We start from the raw sequence: 17,523 nt of genomic DNA on the forward strand, positions 1-17,523 counted from the left end.
TTAATTATTCTTCAAAAAATGGTTGTCCAACTTGATATTCATCAGATAAAACTAAAATCCCTTTTTCTTTTGGTGCGTTTGGTAAATTCAATTCTTTCATTGAGCAGACCATACCGCTAGAAGGTACGCCTCTTAATTCAGCATCTTTAATCACCATACCACTCGGCATTACGGCACCTACTTTAGCAACTACTACTTTTTGTCCTGCTTCCACATTAGGTGCGCCGCAAACAATTTGTAAAGTCTCATTTCCAACGTCAACTTTCAGCACACTTAGTTTGTCAGCATTCTGGTGTTTTTCTTTCGATTCAACATAGCCTACTACAAACTTAGGTGATAAATCAGAATCTAATTTATCGTCAATACCCGCATCATTGATAGTTTGTTGTAGTTGCTCTACTAATTCAGGTGTTAATTTGATATGACCGTTGCCTTCTAAAGATAAATTTTGTGATGCGTTGAAAATATTATAGCCTGTAACTTTATTATCTTGAGTGATTCTTACGACGTCGCCGAATTGATGATAGTCAAATTCACCTTCTGCAGGATCTAATTGTAAAAATGCGACATCTCCGACACCATTTTTATTATAAAATAAATTCATTTTTATTTCTCCTTACTTTTTGTCGTTTTTGTTGTTTTTATTCTTTTTCACTGCACTTAGTTCTTGCACTACGTTTGGACTATTTTCTTGCTTAGCTTTATTATTTTTGGCCAAGATGAAAATAGGTTCAAAGTGCCCTTTATCATAAGCGAATGATAAAGATGTAATCGGAACAAGACCATTTGTGAAGAATTCCATTGTAAGATGTGCCATCACATCATATCCTGTTTTGTTACGGATATCTGCAATAATCAACACATCTTGATGCGGAATGGCTACTAACATTTCACCTTCACACTGTTCTTCAAATTGGTTGAGAAGCGGTGTATTTAATATTCTGCTGGCATCGTAACCATCATTAGTGTTAATGAAATAAAAGATATTCCCTTTTACTTCATCAGTTTTATATGTTGTATCTAGCTTGCGAACGTTAAATAACGCCATTTCTTTAACTTGTTGTGCTGTAGCATTCATTTGTTTCAACATGGATTCATCTATCAGCCGATAAGATTTACCTAAGTCTAATGCATAATAAATATTAGTTTCTGCAGTATGTTGATCTATCACAAATTTATGCCCTTCTTTGGTTTCTTTTTCGAAACTTGCTGCACGCATGACAGGCATAATTTTTAAATTTTGAATATCCTCTTGTGCTTGGTCGCTCATTTGTGCAATCGTTTCGTTGACATAATATACGATTTCATCAACAATCGTTTCTTTTTTGTCATTATATTTAGCTACAATCGGTGTTAATCTGATTGTTACGCCTTTACCATTATCTTTTCTAGCAATGCGCAACGTATCTTCATCACGATTAAATGAAAAATTCACATTTAAATGATTTAAACGTTCTTTTAATTTATCTCTCATTTGAAAGACATTCATATTTAACACTCCTAATTACATACCTTTATATAGTTTACCGTAAAAATACCCTTAGGAACAGAAAAAATGCGTAATTTCCTAAGGGTATTTTGATTTAAATATTATTGATAAATTCATCTATTTGTTCTATCGTTTTGCGATCTTTACTGATATAACTGCCTACTTGTTCTCCATTTTTATAAACTAGAAAACTTGGGATTCCCATTATGCCGAGTTCCACACATAAATCAATAAATTTATCTCTATCCACTGAGATGAAGGTATATTCTTTATGTTTTTCTTCTAATTCAGGCAATCTCGGTTTAATAAAACGACAATCTACACACCAATCAGCAGTAAACATAAAAATAGTATGACCTTGTTTTAATTCGTTAAATTCTTCTACAGATTTTAATTCTCTCATTACTTTCACTTCTTTCTAGATATTAAGAGTATTGTAAATGCTCTATTTGTTTATCATCAAGTGCTTGAATCGACTCGAACAACAATTGACGCGCAGCATAGTAATCACGAATATCAAATACAGAATCTGAACTGTGAATATAGCGTGCACAAACGCCGATAACCGCTGTAGGTATGCCACTGTTGGCTTTGTGAATTTCTCCGCCATCAGTGCCTCCGGGAGAAATATAGTACTGATGTTTGATATCATGTTGATTACACAGCTCTAAAAGATAATCTCTGAAAGCAGGTTTTAACAACATTGTACCGTCTTTAATACGTATTAAAGTTCCTTCGCCCAGTTGTCCTAAGAGTTGTTGAGCACCTTTCATATCGTTGGCTGGTGAACAATCAACGACAAAAGCGACATCAGGATCAATTTGCTCAGCTGCTGCTCTCGCACCACGTAAACCAACTTCTTCTTGCACATTTGCGCCGACATAAAGCTCGACATCTAATTGCTTATCTTTAAATAATTTTAAGATTTCTATAGCTAATAAACAACCGTAACGATTATCCCAAGCTTTCCCAGCAAACCGTTGTTCAGAAAGTTGGATGAATTCAGTGTCAGGAACAATTGAGTCGCCTATTTCAATACCACGGGCACGTACTTCTGCAGCAGATGCACTGCCAATATCCAACATTAAGTCTTTAATTTCTGGTAAACCTTCATTACCAGTTCTGAAATGTTTCGGTATACTTGCAACCACGCCAGTGATGATTTCATTATTACGATTTTTAACTTTCAATCTCTGACCTTGCCAAATATCTGCCGCCACTCCGCCTAAATTAGTAAATTGAATCATACCATTATCAGCAATATGTGTGATCATAAATCCAACTTCATCCATATGTGCTGCAACCATTACTTTCTTCGCGTTAGGGTTCTTTGAATGCTTCACTGCGTAAAAACCGCCCATTCGATTATAAATAAAATCGTCAGCATAAGGTTCCATTTCATTTTTTATGTATGCCTTTAAATCACTTTCAAATCCAGGAGCACTATGAAATTCAGTTAATGCTTTCATATGTTTTAAAGTTTCTTTTTTAGTCAAGTCCATATACGGTTCCTCCTTAATTATTCATTAATGCCCTTCACTTATGATAGAATATTAATATAACTTAAGTGGAGGTATTAATTGAGATGTCTCGAAAAAAAATTTGGTTATTGATAGTTTTACCAATCACACTTTTGGTGAGCGGTGTATTAGTTTACCTCACAATTCTCAGCACTAAAAAGTACGACCCATTCAAACTCATTGAAGAGGTGAAAAGTTACTTTATGAATGTAACTGGGTCATACATCGTCTCAGAGCCTCAGCCTTTTGAACAAGATGGTATCGCGTATGAAGTATATCGTGGCGGGGTGACAACTGAAAACCATGGTAAAGTCAGCAACTACGAATTTGTGGCTGATGCAACGAATGGTAAAATTATTAATATTAAAGAAGTTTAATATTAATGCTTAATTTCAAAATAATTTGCGATACTTCCTACATCGGAAGTATCGTTTTTTATTATCTTTTTATAGCTGACTGAATTGTTTTTTGCTGTGAATTATATTTAATCGCAAAGTAATCTGCATCATGATAAAACAAGAACCAAAAATCATTATAAATGAAATAAGGTATCAGTCTTTCTTTTTCACGGATACTTTGCATCGGATAATCATCATAAGCTGTGACCCATAAAGGATTGAAGTGTGCATGTGATGGGAAAATATCAGCCATATGCACTGCACGTTCCCCATTGCTTTCAATCGTAATGATACTGTGGCCGTAACTGTGCCCCCCAGTATGTTGCATTTTGATACCAGGATAAGGTTCAATTTTATCATCAAACAAAATCATATGTTCTTGATAATCACCTTGATTTTGAGGCCAATAGGTTGCTTTGCTACGAATGTTAGGTGCTAAAAATTCCTGCCATTCATCTTGTTGAATATAATGGATTGCGTTAGGAAATTGCGCATGCCCATCATTGTCTGCTAAACCTGCAGCATGATCAAAATGCATATGCGTCATCAGTACGATATCAACATCTTCAGGTGTAAGATTATAAGCAGCTAGATTGTCTTTTACATAACTTTCGTTCTCGACTCCCGAATGTTGTTTTTGTTTATCAGTCAATTTACCCATCCCTAATCCTGAGTCAATTAAAATATTTTTATCCTTTGCCATAATCAGGATAGGATGTGTTGACATTCTCACTTGATTCTTATCATTCGGTTTCAGTTTACGTGACCATAAGGCTTTAGGCACTGGGCCAAACATTGTGCCGCCATCCATATTTGTCATTCCACCATCAAGATAATAAATTTTTAAATCCCCTAAATTCATTCTACCCCTCCATTTCAGTGCTTAATAATTAGTATAGGTCTTGTCAGAATGAATATCAAATCAACCTCTATTAAAAAAACCGCATTCCTATGAATGCAGTTTCATCACTTAATGGAACTTTGCTTCCATACGATAAATGCGCGAACCTTTATCAGCAAATTTCCGTTCGTATTCAGTTTCAATGTTATCTTCATCATCTTCATCATGAAGGTTTAAATTAATTTTTGTAAAATACATTCCAAATTGCGACATGCTTTCTAAACTATACGCAAAGAGACCGCGATTATCTGTTTTAAAATGTATTTCTCCTTCTTCTTTTAAAATAGCTTTATACAAAGCTAAAAAAGAATGATAAGTTAAGCGACGTTTCGCATGTCTTTTCTTTGGCCAAGGATCTGAGAAATTTAAATAAACACGATCTACTTCACCATCTTCAAAGTAATCGGTTAATTCCATCGCATCGTTACAAATTAACTTGATATTCTGCAATTGTTTTTCCAATACTTTGTCTAACACGCGAATCATAACATTTTTGTCTCTTTCTAAAGCAACAAAATTAACTTCTGGATGTTGGCTTGCAAGCTCTGTAATAAACTGTCCCATACCAGAACCGACTTCAATATAAATAGGCTGAGTTTTATCAAACCACTCAGACAACTTTTTAGCATGAGTGCCATCAATGTCGACAACTGTATCATGTTTTCGTAAATAATCCTCTGCCCAAGGTTTATTTCTTAATCTCATTCGATATTTCTCCTCAAATAAATACGTTGCTGTTCATAACTTCATTTAAGAATTTCAGCCAAATATTCATATCTTTATAGCGTTTTTGTTCTTCATTCCATTCTACTAATCCGATTGCTTGAATGACTGTATACCATTTCATACGCTTGCTCAAATCTAAAGATTCTTTCGCGCCGTACTTTTCAAGCCATTCAGACCATTCGTTTTGAGGAACGTAATTGTAAAGCAGCATTCCGATATCAATTGCTGGATCTGCTAACATCGCACCTTCCCAATCAACGAGATATAACTCATCATGATCGGATAGTAACCAATTATTATGATTTACATCACCATGAACTACAGTATAAAAGCGAGGATCCAATTCAGGTTTATGTTCTTCAAGATAAGTCAATGCCTTACGCACCACATGATGAGTCAGCACTTGTCTTGAAAGCGATGTATTGATCTTTTGATATAAGATGTCCGGAGTAATGGGTTCCATTTCCATGCGCTTCAACATCGTCAAAAGCGTTTTAGAGCTATGAATTTTTTTGAGTAATTTGGCTACTCTTGTTTGATTCATCTCTTCAAAAGTAAGTTCTCTGCCATTTTTCCAATGTTGCGCGGTTACAACCTCTCCGGTTTCAATACGCTTTGTCCACACTAATTTAGGGACAATACCCTCTGCAGATAATGCTGCAATAAAAGGATTTGAGTTTCTTTTTAGAAATAATTTTTGACCATCTTGCTCAGCCATATAAGCTTCGCCCGATGCACCGCCAGCAGAATCCAATGTCCACCCTAACTGATAAAACTGCTCCAACACGTTCACCTCGCTTTCAATTAGAAAATGGCTCAAGAATAGTGTTTCAAGAGCCATATTTTACATTTTGTTAATTACTTTTTAAACGCTTCACGTCTTTAGCACTCATTGTTAATTTTATAGTTTTTAAAGGCTTATTTCAACCAAAAATGAGAAACTAAAAGGCACATTTTACCTTCTGAAAAGTTATCCTTTCGAAGAAAAATTTTGAATTTAAGCAGCATTTTGAAACTGTTTTAATTTCGATACGCACTCATAAATAATCATTATTTATTGTGCAGCGACAATTAAAAATTATAACACAGTTTAGGTGTTAAAGTTGGATATTTTGTACGTTTGTTAAAAATTTATTTATTGTGACTTTCTTCAATTTTCTGACTAAACTCATCTTGTAACTTACGTGTTATTGGGCCGACTTTACCGTCTCCTACCGCTTCACCATCTAATTTAATAACAGGCATTACTTCCACAGATGTACTTGAAACGATAATTTCATCTGCATTCTTTAAGAAGTCTACAGTAAATGTCTCTTCTTTAAATGGAATTTCCGCTTTTTCTGCTACATTTTTAATAACCTGACGTGTAATACCGTTAAGAATATAGTTATTAATTGGATGTGTATAGATTACGCCATCTTTAATTGCATATACGTTGCTTGATGCTCCTTCTGTGACTGTTTCACCACGGTGTTGAATCGCTTCAGCAGCATTATATTTCACAGCATATTCTTTCGCTAATACGTTTCCTAGTAAATTCAAGCTTTTAATATCACAGCGTAACCAGCGAATATCTTCAACAGTAATGGCATAAATACCGTTTTCTAACTCTTCAAACGGTCTGCCATAGCTTTTCGTGAATGCCATAATCTGTGGTTTAACCTCTGGACCTGGAAACGCATGGTCTCTTGGTGAAGCACCTCTAGTTGCTTGAATATAAATACCGCCATTTTGAACATCGTTCTCATCAATTAAGGATTGAACTGTCTGCGTTAAAGATTCAACTGTTTCTTCTAAATCGATATCGATTTCTGCAGCACTGCGCAAAAATCTTTCGAAATGCTCTTTAACAGTAAACAAAGTTCCGTCATATACACGAATATATTCATATACGCCGTCCCCAAAGTTATAGCCTCTGTCGTTATAAGGAATCTTTGCATCTTTTCCGTCTACAAATTGGCCATTCAATAACACTTTATTAGTCATAGTCATTCCTCCACACATAATGCATATAGCGCTTCTAAATAGATGCTAGTTGCATTAAATAATTGTTTTTTAGTGATGTATTCGTTTCTTTGATGCATCAAGTCCTCTGAGTCGCTGAACATCGCTCCGAATGCTACTCCTTTGTCTAGATTACGTGCATATGTGCCGCCGCCGATAGTATAAGGTTCTGTCATGTCACCTGTTTGGTTACGATAAGCTTGTACGAGTGTTTGTACAAACGGATCATTTTTATCAACATAATGCGGACGTTGCACTTTACCTAAATCTAATTCAAATCCCAATTCTTGAACTTCATTTGTAAAACGTTTAATTGCCTCGTCAAATTCAAAGCCTTCCGGATATCGTAAGTTAATACCATATTCTCCCCCGTCTGCTTTTGAATAAGAAATAATACCGATATTAGTAGTTAAATCTCCCATTTTATCAGTATGGAACTTCATTCCCATTTTTTCACCAAAGTGTGATTCAAATAAATATCTTTCGCTTAAGTCCGTAAATTTAGCTGCTTGTTCATCTAAATTTAATTCGCTTAAGAAATGAATAAGGAATAGTCCGGCATTTAAACCGATAGATGGATCCATACCGTGTACCGCTTTACCTTTCATGCGCAATACTAAAGTATCTCCGTCCAATTCGCTTGTACCATTTAAATCATGTGCTTCTAAGTAATTTTGGTAAAACTCTGTCACATCTAGATTTTCATCTTTTACAGTCAGATGTGCTACAGCTTCATCCGGTACCATATTATAACGTTGACCTGATTCAAGTGATTCCAATACTACTGCTGCTTCTTTTTCATCCGCAGATTTATTTTCTTGTTTGATATCGAATGTAGTAATACCTTTTTCACCATGAATTGCAGGGAATTCAGCATCTGGGGCAAACCCTAATGCTGGCATTTCTTCAGATTCAAAGTATCGATTTACTCCGATCCAATCTGATTCTTCATCAGTACCTACAATGATATGCACACGTTTCTTCCAGTCTACGTTCATATCATTTAAAATTTTCACTGCATAATAAGCTGCAATAGTCGGCCCTTTATCATCTAAAGTTCCTCTTGCAATGATTGCATCATCAGTTACAGTTGGTTCGAATGGCGGTGTATCCCAGCCTTCTCCAGCAGGTACTACGTCAACATGACAAAGAATGCCGAATAAGTCTTCACCTTCGCCTACTTCGATTCTTCCAGCAACATGATCTACATCATGTGTGGCAAATCCATCACGTTCTGCGAGTTGATACATATAATCAAGCGCAGCTTTGGGTCCTGGTCCGAGCGGTGCATCCGATGTAGCTTTACTATCGTCTCTGACACTTTCAATTGATAGTAATCCGCTTAAATCAGCTATAATTTGATCTTCATATTCTTGCACTTTTTCTTTCCACATTCGTGATCAACTTCCTTCTCAATTTTTAGTTCATGTTCTATTTTACCCTAACTATTTATGAAACAACAGTGGTAACCCTACAAATTTTCTGTCAATTTTGTTCATTACTGATATGACAGGGCAGACATATTTAAATTTTATTTTCTCTTTGTAAAAAAAGAGGCGGGAAAGAAATGACATCGATGAAAAATCATTTCGTCCTGCCTACCCGTCTTAACTGTTTAAAATCAAAATAGAATGTTAGTTTAGGAAACAGGAGCTGAAACACACTAATGTCTCAGCTCCTGTATCATAATCATTATTTATTATCGTTATGAGATTGATTTTGATTAGAAGATTCATTTCCATTTTGTTTCAAATCTTCATCAGTTACAATTCTGATATTATGTTGAGGTTCGTCAGATTGTTTTGCATCATCCAAAGTTGGAGCTGCAGCATCTGGATTATTGTTGCTGAAACGCTCTTTTTGTTCTTGAACAAAAGCTTTCGGATCTTGTTTTACTTTATCCGCATAACCTTTAGGATCTTGCTTCACTTCGTTAAAAGTTTGAGAAGCATTTGAAGCAATTTGAGAAGCTAAATCTTTAGCATTTTGCTTATAAGATTCTGGATTCTCTTTGTATTTATCATATTCATTTTTCAATTTATCTCTGCTATCTTTTCTAGTTAATAAAACTGCTGCAGCTGCTGCACCGATGCCTACAACCGCTCTTAAAAAATTACCTGACTTTGCCATAATTATCACCTTCACTTTTTTATTGTTGAACTAATTCTATTTCTTCTTTCGTCAATTCTCGATATTCGCCTTCCGAAAGAGTAGAATCTAGCTGGAGTTGTCCAATTTGAACCCGCTTTAATTGCAGTACCTCATTATCAATGGCATGAAACATTCTTTTTACCTGATGGAATCGTCCTTCTTGAATAGTAACGTATACTATCTTGCTCTCTTCTGTGCATTTTAATTCTGCTGGTTGCGCTTTACCATCAGATAACTCAACGCCGTCAGCAAATATTTCAATATCCTGTTGGCTTACTGCTTTCTCCGCTTCGACACGATATACTTTAGAAACGTGCTTATTTGGACTCATGATGTCATGGTTAAACTGGCCATCATTAGTTAACAGTATCAGCCCTGTAGTATCTTTGTCTAATCTCCCGACTGGAAAAATATTTAAATTTTGAAAGTCATCAATCAAATCAAGAACTGTCGAATGTTCATTATCTTCAGTTGCCGAAATATATCCAGCTGGTTTATTTAGCATAATATAGACTTTATCGACATATGTTATAAGGTTGCCATTAACAGTAACCGAATCTTCTTCCGGATTAATATGAGCTTTACTTTGTTTTTCATTTTTACCATTAACCTGCACTTGATTTTTCTTTAATAGCTGTTTGACTTCGCTTCTAGTACCGACGCCCATATTAGCTAAAAACTTATCCAGTCTCATTATGAGATTCTCAACTTTCTACGGATTTTACTAGGTAAGTCTCCTAAAAATTGATCAGCTAATCTTGTTTTCAAAGTAATGCCTCCATAAATTACTACACCGACAAGTACTCCTACTACAACGATAATTAAGCTGCCGACTTTAGAAGCTGGAGAAATAAACATTTGCATTAACCAGAATGATAATTCAACACCAGCCATCATGATGAATCCATAGATGAATATTTTGGCAAATTGAATAAATGTTTCGGTAAATGTAAATTTCGCATATTTTTTCAAAATGAAGAAGTTACAAATGTTTGCAACCAACAAGGCAATTGCCGTACTTAAAATTGCTCCTGCTGTATGGAATGCGACGATCAATGGAATATTTAATACTGCTTTCAAGACTACCGCAGCAACAATTACAAAGACTGTTAATTTCTGCTTATCAATACCTTGCAGCATTGATGCAGTAATACTTAATAACGATATTAAAATAGCTACTGGCGCATAATAGAACAATAGCATACTGCCATCGCCGTTATAGCTGTAGAATACCGTATACAGTGGTGATGATAAGGCCATAATTCCTAAACTTGCAGGTACAGTAATAAACATCAATACACCTAAAGAGGTTTGGATTTGTCTGTGCATTTCATGTAATTGGCCAGACTCGTATGTTTTAGTAATATAAGGAATCAAACTGACTGCAAACCCTGCTGCTAATGAAGTCGGAATCATTACAATTTTATTTGTTGTCATATTAAGTATAGTAAAGAAATAATCGTGTAATTGTTGTGGTACACCCGCTATATCTAAAGCATTGTTATGTGTAAGTTGGTCAACAATATTAAATAACGGGAAATTCAAACTTACAATTACGAAAGGAATACTATAAGAAATAATTTCTTTGTACATTTTAGTGTAAGGAACATCGATGCCTGTATGGTCTGACGCAGTCATTTCATCCATAAAGGGCTTTCTTTTTCTCCAATAGTACCAAAGGGTTAAAATACCTGCGATTGCGCCCACCGCTGCAGCAAATGTTGCCACACCGTTTGCTAACAATACAGAGCCGTGGAATACATTCAAAACAAGATAACTGCCGGCTAAAATAAATATAATACGGGCTATTTGCTCTGTTACTTCTGAAACTGCAGTAGGTCCCATCGATTTATACCCTTGGAACACGCCACGCCATGTAGCAAGTAATGGGATAAAAATAACTACCATACTGATAATTCTGATGATCCAAGTAATGTCATCAATGGTCCAGCCGCCTTTAACATTAGATTCATGGGCTAACGTTACTGTGGCAATCATTGGTGATAGAGCATACAAGATAATAAATCCTAAAACACCTGTAATACTCATTACGATAAAACTAGAGCGATACAACTTCTGACTGACGTGATATGCACCTATGGCATTATATTTAGCAACATATTTAGATGCAGCTAAAGGAACACCCGCTGTCGCTACTGCGATAGCAATATTATATGGCGCATAAGCATAGTTGAATGGGGCCAAATTCTCTTCTCCGCCGATTATTGCGTAAAACGGAATAATGAAGAGCACACCAAGTATTTTAGTAATCAGAATACTTAGCGTTAATAGAAAGGTCCCTCTTACAAGTTCTTGACTTTCATTCATGACAATCTTCCTATCTGATATTAAAATTTAATTTTATTTTACCACCAACAATTGTTGGCAACTACTTTTTTTCATTAGTATTATAGCCTAAAATAGCTTTAACAGAAATGAAATTCCAAAGATTTAAACAACAGTTTTGACTATGCCATAATATTACAGTAAAGTAAATCAATTATACATTTGAAAATTTACGGTAACGCACTTTTACAAGAAAAATCAAATTTTAAGGAGGAAATATGCACATATTTGACGTTTTATAGAAAATGTGCATTAACTAAACATGTACCAAACTATAGTTATCGGCGGCGGACCTAGCGGATTAATGTCTGCCGCTGCAGCCAGCCAATATTCTGATAAAGTATTATTAATTGAAAAGAAAAAGGGTCTGGGCAGAAAATTGAAAATTTCTGGCGGTGGCCGCTGTAATGTAACCAATCGACTGCCTTATGATGAAATAATACGTCACATTCCTGGTAATGGGAAATTTCTTTACAGCCCCTTTTCAGTCTTTGATAATGAATCTATTATCGAATTTTTCGAAACGCGTGGTGTGAAGTTAAAAGAAGAAGACCACGGAAGAATGTTTCCTGTTTCGAATCGCGCTCAAGACGTTGTAGATGCGCTGATTAAAGAATTAGCAGTCAATCATGTTGAAGTAAAAGAAGAGACTGCTGTTCAAAACATTCAAAGAAATTCAGATCATTTCATAATTACAGATGCTGAGGGCAATGATTATAGTTCTAAAACAATAGTTATTGCGACAGGCGGCACGAGCGTTCCACAAACTGGTTCTACTGGGGATGGTTATCCCTTTGCTGAAAAATTAGGTCATACTATTACTGAACTTTTCCCGACTGAAGTGCCTATCACTTCAAAGGAACCGTTTATTGTCCGTAAGACGCTTAAAGGATTAAGCTTAAAAGATGTTTCTTTATCTGTTTTAAGAAAAAATGGCAAGCCGCGTATCACACACCGTATGGATATGTTATTTACGCACTTTGGCGTCAGCGGTCCAGGTGCCTTAAGATGCAGCCAATTTGTCTATAAAGAACAGAAATCTCAAAAGAAACAAGAGATTCAAATGAAACTTGATGTTTTTCCTGACGAAAAGGAAAATGAATTGCAACAAAGAATTAAACAACAAATTCATGCTGCACCTGATAAATATGTTAAGAATAGTTTGCGCGGTACGATAGAAGAACGTTACCTTAACTTTATACTAGAACAAGCAGGTGTAAGTGAAGAAACGACAGGACACCATATTTCAAACCAACAGATATTAGAAATCACACGTTTATTTAAAGGTTTTATCTTTACTGTTAATGGCACTTTATCAATTGAAAAAGCATTTGTAACCGGCGGTGGTGTCTCAATTAAAGAAATAGAGCCGCATACTATGATGTCAAAAATTACTCCTGGATTATTTTTCTGTGGAGAAGTGTTAGATATTCATGGTTACACAGGCGGTTATAATATTACGAGCGCCTTAGTGACTGGACGCGTGTCAGGCATGAATGCCGGTATTTATGAAAATTAAAAAGCAATATAAAAATAAGCCGGGTCAGCTGTTAACTGACTCGGCTCAAATATTTATTATATACTATCTATTTCTAAACCTTCGTCTCCCCATGCTTTCATGCCGCCTTCGACATTCACTGCATGTACTTCCGGTTTATGTTGGTTAAGATATTCTACAACTCTGCCGCTTCGAACACCAGCTGCACACACAAAGTAATACGTATCATTTTCGTTAAATTCATTTAAATTATCTGGAATTTGATCCATAGGAATTGTAGTGGCATCTGGAATAATACCAGTTGCAGTTTCTTCATCCGTTCTGACATCAACTATGTGTACAGGAGAATGATCTAGAATTCTCTTTTTTAATTCATCCGTTGTAATAGATTCCATTGTAATTTCACCTTCCTTTATTATTTCGCAACAATATTAACTAATTTTTGAGGAACGGCGATGACTTTCTTGATGTCTTTATCCCCAATGTCTAATTTAACATTTTCATTTGTCAATGCAATCTCTTCCATTTGTTCTTTTGAAGCATCTTTAGGGATAAATGCTTTTGCTCTGACTTTACCATTAACTTGGATAACGATTTCCACTTCATCGTCCACAAGGAAAGCTTCATCATAATCTGGCCATGGTTGATACGTAATTGTTTCATCATGACCGAGTTTAGACCATAGTTCTTCTCCTAAGTGCGGCGCAATCGGTGCAAGCATTTTTACAAAACCTTCTACGTATGGTTTATAGAGTTGCTCTGCTTTATATCCTTCATTAATAAATACCATTAATTGGCTGATTGCAGTATTGAAGTTCAAAGTATCAAAGTCTTCAGTTACTTTTTTAACTGTTTGGTTATATACTTTTTGCAATGATTTATCATCAGTTTCTACAACTTTAGATGTTAATGTGCCATCTTCATTAATCAACAATCTCCATACACGATCTAGGAAACGTCTTGAACCGTCTAAACCTTTTTCACTCCATGCAATCGCTGCATCTAATGGTCCCATAAACATTTCATACAATCTTAAAGTATCTGCGCCATGAGAATGAACGATATCATCAGGGTTTACTACGTTACCGCGAGATTTACTCATTTTTTCATTACCTTCACCCAAAATCATACCTTGGTTGAATAGTTTTTGGAATGGTTCTTTCGTTGGAACGACACCCATATCGTACAATACTTTATGCCAGAATCTCGCATATAATAAATGAAGTACTGCATGTTCTACACCACCGATATATAAATCGACTGGCAGCCAGTGTTTTAATTTTTCAGGATCTGCAAGCATTTCATCATTATGCGGATCGATATAACGTAAATAATACCAGCAGCTGCCTGCCCATTGCGGCATTGTATTTGTTTCGCGACGACCTTTCATGCCAGTTTCAGGATCTACAACATTCACAAACTCATCAATGTTTGCTAATGGCGATTCCCCAGTTCCTGAAGGCTCAATTGAATCTGTTTCAGGAAGTAATAATGGTAATTCGTCAGTTGGAACAGTAGTCATTGTGCCGTCTTCCCAATGAATAATCGGAATTGGTTCACCCCAATAACGTTGGCGGCTGAATAACCAGTCACGCAATTTATAATTGACTTTCTTTTCACCTGCCCCTTTTTCTTCAAGTAATTGAATAGCGCGTATAATAGCTTCGTCATTGTGTAAACCGTCTAAATCTCCAGAGTTTACATGAGGGCCGTCTCCAGTGTAGGCTTCTTTAGAAACATCTCCACCTTCAATAACTTCTTTGATAGGCAAATCAAATTTTTGAGCAAATTCATAATCACGTTCATCATGCGCTGGAACAGCCATAACCGCACCTGTACCATATGAAGAAAGTACGTAATCTGCAATCCAAATTGGCAATTTCTCTCCTGATAAAGGATTGATAGCATAGGCACCAGTAAATACACCTGATTTATCTTTAGCTAAATCTGTACGTTCCAAATCAGATTTCATTGATGCTTCTTTTTGATATGCTTGGACTTCTTCTTGATGTTCAGGAGTCGTAATTTCATTTACTAAATCATGTTCAGGACTCAACACGGCAAATGATGCACCATAGATTGTGTCAGGACGAGTTGTGAATACTTCAATTTTTTCATCGCTATTTTCGATGTTGAAAGTGACTTTAGCACCTTCAGAACGGCCAATCCAGTTACGTTGCATATCTTTGATAGACTCAGGCCAATCTAAATCATCTAAATCTTCTAACAAGCGATCTGCATAATCCGTAATCTTAAGCACCCATTGACGCATCGGTCTGCGATATACCGGATAGCCTCCACGTTCTGAAACGCCATCCACCACTTCTTCATTAGAAAGCACCGCTTTTAATTCAGGGCACCAGTTTACCGCTACTTCATCAACATAAGCTAATCCTTTGTTATAAAGTTGAATAAAGATCCATTGTGTCCATTTATAGTAATCAGGATCAGTCGTATTCACTTCTCTATCCCAGTCATAACTGAAACCTAATTCTTGAATTTGGCGTTTAAATGTTTGGATATTTTGGTTCGTAAATTCACGTGGATTGTTGCCTGTATTTAAAGCATACTGTTCTGCAGGCAAACCAAATGCATCCCACCCCATTGGATGCAATACATTATAACCTTGCATACGTTTATAACGTGAAATTATATCTGTCGCAGTATAGCCCTCTGGATGCCCTACGTGTAATCCTGCCCCTGATGGATATGGGAACATATCTAATGCATAAAATTTCTTTTGGCCTAGATTATCGTTCGTTTTAAATGTTTTGTGTTCTGCCCAATAGTCTTGCCATTTCTTTTCAATTTCTTGATGATTAAAACTCACTTTGCTTTCCTCCTAATCAATAAAAAATACAACTCAAACTATTATGATTTTGTCTTATGAAGGACGACTTGTGCCGCGGTACCACCCTCATTCGTATTTCTACGCACCTCATACATAATAGCTCGAGCTGTATTATTCATAAATTTATTCGCTGGTAAGTTCATCTAAATGACTCAACTGGTTCGCACCGACCACCAGCTCTCTTAGCGAGTCCTTTAGATTACTACTCCATATACATCTATTACTATATTTTATTATTACATTAAATGCAAGTTCTAAACGCTGTAATTTATGGTATTCACCTTATCTTAATGATATAAGAAAGTTAAGCTTTAATGATTCATTTCATGTTTCTTAAGATTTTTATCATAGCTGAACAAGAAGACAATTGCGATAACTAACAATCCCATCATTGTTAAGAACATCACTTGCATATTAAAGGTATCAACTAATATACCGCCAATTAGCGGTCCAAATGCTTTTCCGACAGTTGAAGCTGAATTCACAATCCCTTGATAAGAACCTTGACGCCCTTCTGGTGCAAGTTGATTTGCAATTGTCGGTACAGCAGGCCAAACAAACATTTCACCTAGCGTCAGGATAATCATACCGACCATGAATATTGAAAATTGTTCGGCAAAACTAGTGACAAAGAAAGAAAGTATGAAGATTAAAATTCCTACTAGCATCTGCAACTTCAAGTTGCCTTTCAATAGTTTGATAATCGGATAAATTAAAGGTTGTGCTACGAGAATCATGATGCCGTTTACTGTCCAAAGTAAACTGTATTGTCCCATAGAAATGTTTAATTCTTGTGTAAAGGAAGCAATCGTACTTTCCCATTGAATATAGGCAATCCAACAAATCGCAAACATGACGCATAATAATAACAATGCAATGAAACGTTTGCGGTATTTCTTAGCTGCCCATTCATTGGTATCTGGTATTTTGACTTTCCCTTTATATTTAATGTTGAATTGAGTTACAGCAACAAAGAAGAAGGCAACGTACATTAATAAATTAGCAATAAAGATATAATTAAAGCTCAGTTCTGCAACAAATCCTCCCATTGCTGCGCCGAAAGCCACTCCGATATTCTGCGCAAGATAAATCGCGTTAAATGTTTGTCTTCCCCCATTCGGCCAAACGACACCAGCCATCGCATAAATTGCCGGAATAATAATACCGCCACCGAAACCGAGCATTACTAACCAAACAGCATACCAAGGCCATCCATGAAAGAAGTTAAGTAATGTCGTCGCACATAAACATGTGATAGTGCCTAACATAATGGTTCTGAATCCGCCTAATTTATCAAATAAAGTTCCGCCTAATAAGTTTCCGACGACCATTCCCAATGAATTAATCATCAAGACAATCCCGGCAGTTGTTAAACTTTTATGCAGTTCATGACTCATATAGATAGTGTTTAACGGCCATAAAAAACTTGCCCCTGTAATATTAATTGCCATTCCGATGACCAGCCACCAGACTTCTTTCGGCATATTCATTGTGCAACACCCACTTTCTCTCTATTTTTAATTTTCAAAGTCTATTTTCTTCAAACCAAATAAAATTTCCGCAACCTTTTTAGTCAGAGAAGCGAAAATTTTAAGCGAAAATAGTTTGATGTGATTTTTTGCAACTAGTAAATAATACT

17 protein-coding genes are annotated in these 17,523 nt (G+C 35.9%); 2 read left to right on the forward strand and 15 right to left on the reverse strand.

What is annotated here, in order from left to right; genetic code table 11:
- Positions 1-4 precede the first annotated feature (4 nt).
- From ytpR to CNQ82_RS08550, 4 genes are all read right to left on the reverse strand, one after another.
- Complete coding sequence (ytpR, locus tag CNQ82_RS08535) at positions 5-604, reverse strand: YtpR family tRNA-binding protein (RefSeq protein WP_123144935.1); 600 nt, start codon at positions 602-604, stop codon at positions 5-7.
- A 12-nt stretch (positions 605-616) separates the two neighbouring features.
- A complete protein-coding gene (locus CNQ82_RS08540; RefSeq protein ID WP_123144936.1) occupies positions 617-1,489 on the reverse strand; it encodes a DUF1444 domain-containing protein in 873 nt (290 codons plus the stop codon).
- Between the two features lie 94 nt (positions 1,490-1,583).
- Entirely contained in the window at positions 1,584-1,892 is a 309-nt protein-coding gene (locus CNQ82_RS08545; RefSeq protein WP_123144937.1) for a thioredoxin family protein, read from the reverse strand.
- A 22-nt stretch (positions 1,893-1,914) separates the two neighbouring features.
- A complete protein-coding gene (locus CNQ82_RS08550; RefSeq protein ID WP_123144938.1) occupies positions 1,915-2,991 on the reverse strand; it encodes a M42 family metallopeptidase in 1,077 nt (358 codons plus the stop codon).
- Positions 2,992-3,074: 83 nt separating this feature from the next.
- Between CNQ82_RS08550 and CNQ82_RS08555 the strand changes: the two genes are divergently transcribed.
- Positions 3,075-3,386 carry a hypothetical protein gene (locus tag CNQ82_RS08555; RefSeq protein WP_123144939.1) on the forward strand — a complete coding sequence of 104 codons (312 nt, stop codon included), beginning with the start codon at positions 3,075-3,077 and terminating at the stop codon, positions 3,384-3,386.
- A 61-nt stretch (positions 3,387-3,447) separates the two neighbouring features.
- Here CNQ82_RS08555 and CNQ82_RS08560 read toward each other — a convergent pair whose 3' ends face one another.
- The 8 genes from CNQ82_RS08560 to CNQ82_RS08595 form a co-directional block, all read right to left on the reverse strand.
- Positions 3,448-4,269, reverse strand: coding sequence for a YtnP family quorum-quenching lactonase (locus tag CNQ82_RS08560; protein ID WP_123144940.1), 822 nt, complete (start codon positions 4,267-4,269; stop codon positions 3,448-3,450).
- 108 nt (positions 4,270-4,377) lie between these two features.
- A complete protein-coding gene (gene trmB / locus CNQ82_RS08565; protein WP_123144941.1) occupies positions 4,378-5,013 on the reverse strand; it encodes a tRNA (guanosine(46)-N7)-methyltransferase TrmB in 636 nt (211 codons plus the stop codon).
- A gap of 13 nt (positions 5,014-5,026) precedes the next feature.
- Positions 5,027-5,818: a phosphotransferase family protein gene (locus tag CNQ82_RS08570; protein ID WP_095104711.1), complete on the reverse strand. Its 792-nt coding sequence runs from the start codon at positions 5,816-5,818 to the stop codon at positions 5,027-5,029.
- A gap of 347 nt (positions 5,819-6,165) precedes the next feature.
- Complete coding sequence (gene dat / locus CNQ82_RS08575) at positions 6,166-7,020, reverse strand: D-amino-acid transaminase (RefSeq protein WP_123144942.1); 855 nt, start codon at positions 7,018-7,020, stop codon at positions 6,166-6,168.
- 2 nt (positions 7,021-7,022) lie between these two features.
- Positions 7,023-8,432, reverse strand: coding sequence for a dipeptidase PepV (gene pepV / locus CNQ82_RS08580; protein ID WP_123144943.1), 1,410 nt, complete (start codon positions 8,430-8,432; stop codon positions 7,023-7,025).
- A gap of 298 nt (positions 8,433-8,730) precedes the next feature.
- Positions 8,731-9,168 carry a YtxH domain-containing protein gene (locus CNQ82_RS08585; protein ID WP_123144944.1) on the reverse strand — a complete coding sequence of 146 codons (438 nt, stop codon included), beginning with the start codon at positions 9,166-9,168 and terminating at the stop codon, positions 8,731-8,733.
- A 19-nt stretch (positions 9,169-9,187) separates the two neighbouring features.
- The gene (locus tag CNQ82_RS08590) at positions 9,188-9,883 is read right to left on the reverse strand and encodes a pseudouridine synthase (RefSeq protein WP_123144945.1); all 696 of its coding nucleotides are present in this window, start codon (positions 9,881-9,883) and stop codon (positions 9,188-9,190) included.
- Entirely contained in the window at positions 9,883-11,517 is a 1,635-nt protein-coding gene (locus CNQ82_RS08595; RefSeq protein WP_123144946.1) for a putative polysaccharide biosynthesis protein, read from the reverse strand. Before CNQ82_RS08595 ends, CNQ82_RS08590 begins: the two co-directional genes overlap by 1 nt.
- Before the next feature lie 280 nt (positions 11,518-11,797).
- Between CNQ82_RS08595 and CNQ82_RS08600 the strand changes: the two genes are divergently transcribed.
- A complete protein-coding gene (locus CNQ82_RS08600; protein WP_123144947.1) occupies positions 11,798-13,054 on the forward strand; it encodes a BaiN/RdsA family NAD(P)/FAD-dependent oxidoreductase in 1,257 nt (418 codons plus the stop codon).
- A gap of 56 nt (positions 13,055-13,110) precedes the next feature.
- Here CNQ82_RS08600 and CNQ82_RS08605 read toward each other — a convergent pair whose 3' ends face one another.
- The 3 genes from CNQ82_RS08605 to CNQ82_RS08615 form a co-directional block, all read right to left on the reverse strand.
- Complete coding sequence (locus CNQ82_RS08605; protein ID WP_123144948.1) at positions 13,111-13,428, reverse strand: rhodanese-like domain-containing protein; 318 nt, start codon at positions 13,426-13,428, stop codon at positions 13,111-13,113.
- Positions 13,429-13,448: 20 nt separating this feature from the next.
- Entirely contained in the window at positions 13,449-15,863 is a 2,415-nt protein-coding gene (leuS, locus tag CNQ82_RS08610; protein ID WP_123144949.1) for a leucine--tRNA ligase, read from the reverse strand.
- A gap of 332 nt (positions 15,864-16,195) precedes the next feature.
- A complete protein-coding gene (locus CNQ82_RS08615; RefSeq protein WP_123144950.1) occupies positions 16,196-17,374 on the reverse strand; it encodes an MDR family MFS transporter in 1,179 nt (392 codons plus the stop codon).
- Positions 17,375-17,523 lie beyond the last annotated feature (149 nt).

The sequence above is a fragment of the Staphylococcus debuckii genome (assembly GCF_003718735.1).
GTDB classification, from domain to species: domain Bacteria; phylum Bacillota; class Bacilli; order Staphylococcales; family Staphylococcaceae; genus Staphylococcus; species Staphylococcus debuckii.

Bases quoted from the DNA above. Each gene is read 5' to 3' on its own strand.
- ytpR (WP_123144935.1), bottom strand. From the start codon at position 604: ATGAATTTATTTTATAATAAAAATGGTGTCGGAGATGTCGCATTTTTA.
- CNQ82_RS08540 (WP_123144936.1), bottom strand. From the start codon at position 1,489: ATGAATGTCTTTCAAATGAGAGATAAATTAAAAGAACGTTTAAATCAT.
- CNQ82_RS08545 (WP_123144937.1), bottom strand. From the start codon at position 1,892: ATGAGAGAATTAAAATCTGTAGAAGAATTTAACGAATTAAAACAAGGT.
- CNQ82_RS08550 (WP_123144938.1), bottom strand. From the start codon at position 2,991: ATGGACTTGACTAAAAAAGAAACTTTAAAACATATGAAAGCATTAACT.
- CNQ82_RS08555 (WP_123144939.1), top strand. From the start codon at position 3,075: ATGTCTCGAAAAAAAATTTGGTTATTGATAGTTTTACCAATCACACTT.
- CNQ82_RS08560 (WP_123144940.1), bottom strand. From the start codon at position 4,269: ATGAATTTAGGGGATTTAAAAATTTATTATCTTGATGGTGGAATGACA.
- trmB (WP_123144941.1), bottom strand. From the start codon at position 5,013: ATGAGATTAAGAAATAAACCTTGGGCAGAGGATTATTTACGAAAACAT.
- dat (WP_123144942.1), bottom strand. From the start codon at position 7,020: ATGACTAATAAAGTGTTATTGAATGGCCAATTTGTAGACGGAAAAGAT.
- pepV (WP_123144943.1), bottom strand. From the start codon at position 8,432: ATGTGGAAAGAAAAAGTGCAAGAATATGAAGATCAAATTATAGCTGAT.
- CNQ82_RS08585 (WP_123144944.1), bottom strand. From the start codon at position 9,168: ATGGCAAAGTCAGGTAATTTTTTAAGAGCGGTTGTAGGCATCGGTGCA.
- CNQ82_RS08590 (WP_123144945.1), bottom strand. From the start codon at position 9,883: ATGAGACTGGATAAGTTTTTAGCTAATATGGGCGTCGGTACTAGAAGC.
- CNQ82_RS08595 (WP_123144946.1), bottom strand. From the start codon at position 11,517: ATGAATGAAAGTCAAGAACTTGTAAGAGGGACCTTTCTATTAACGCTA.
- CNQ82_RS08600 (WP_123144947.1), top strand. From the start codon at position 11,798: ATGTACCAAACTATAGTTATCGGCGGCGGACCTAGCGGATTAATGTCT.
- CNQ82_RS08605 (WP_123144948.1), bottom strand. From the start codon at position 13,428: ATGGAATCTATTACAACGGATGAATTAAAAAAGAGAATTCTAGATCAT.
- CNQ82_RS08615 (WP_123144950.1), bottom strand. From the start codon at position 17,374: ATGAATATGCCGAAAGAAGTCTGGTGGCTGGTCATCGGAATGGCAATT.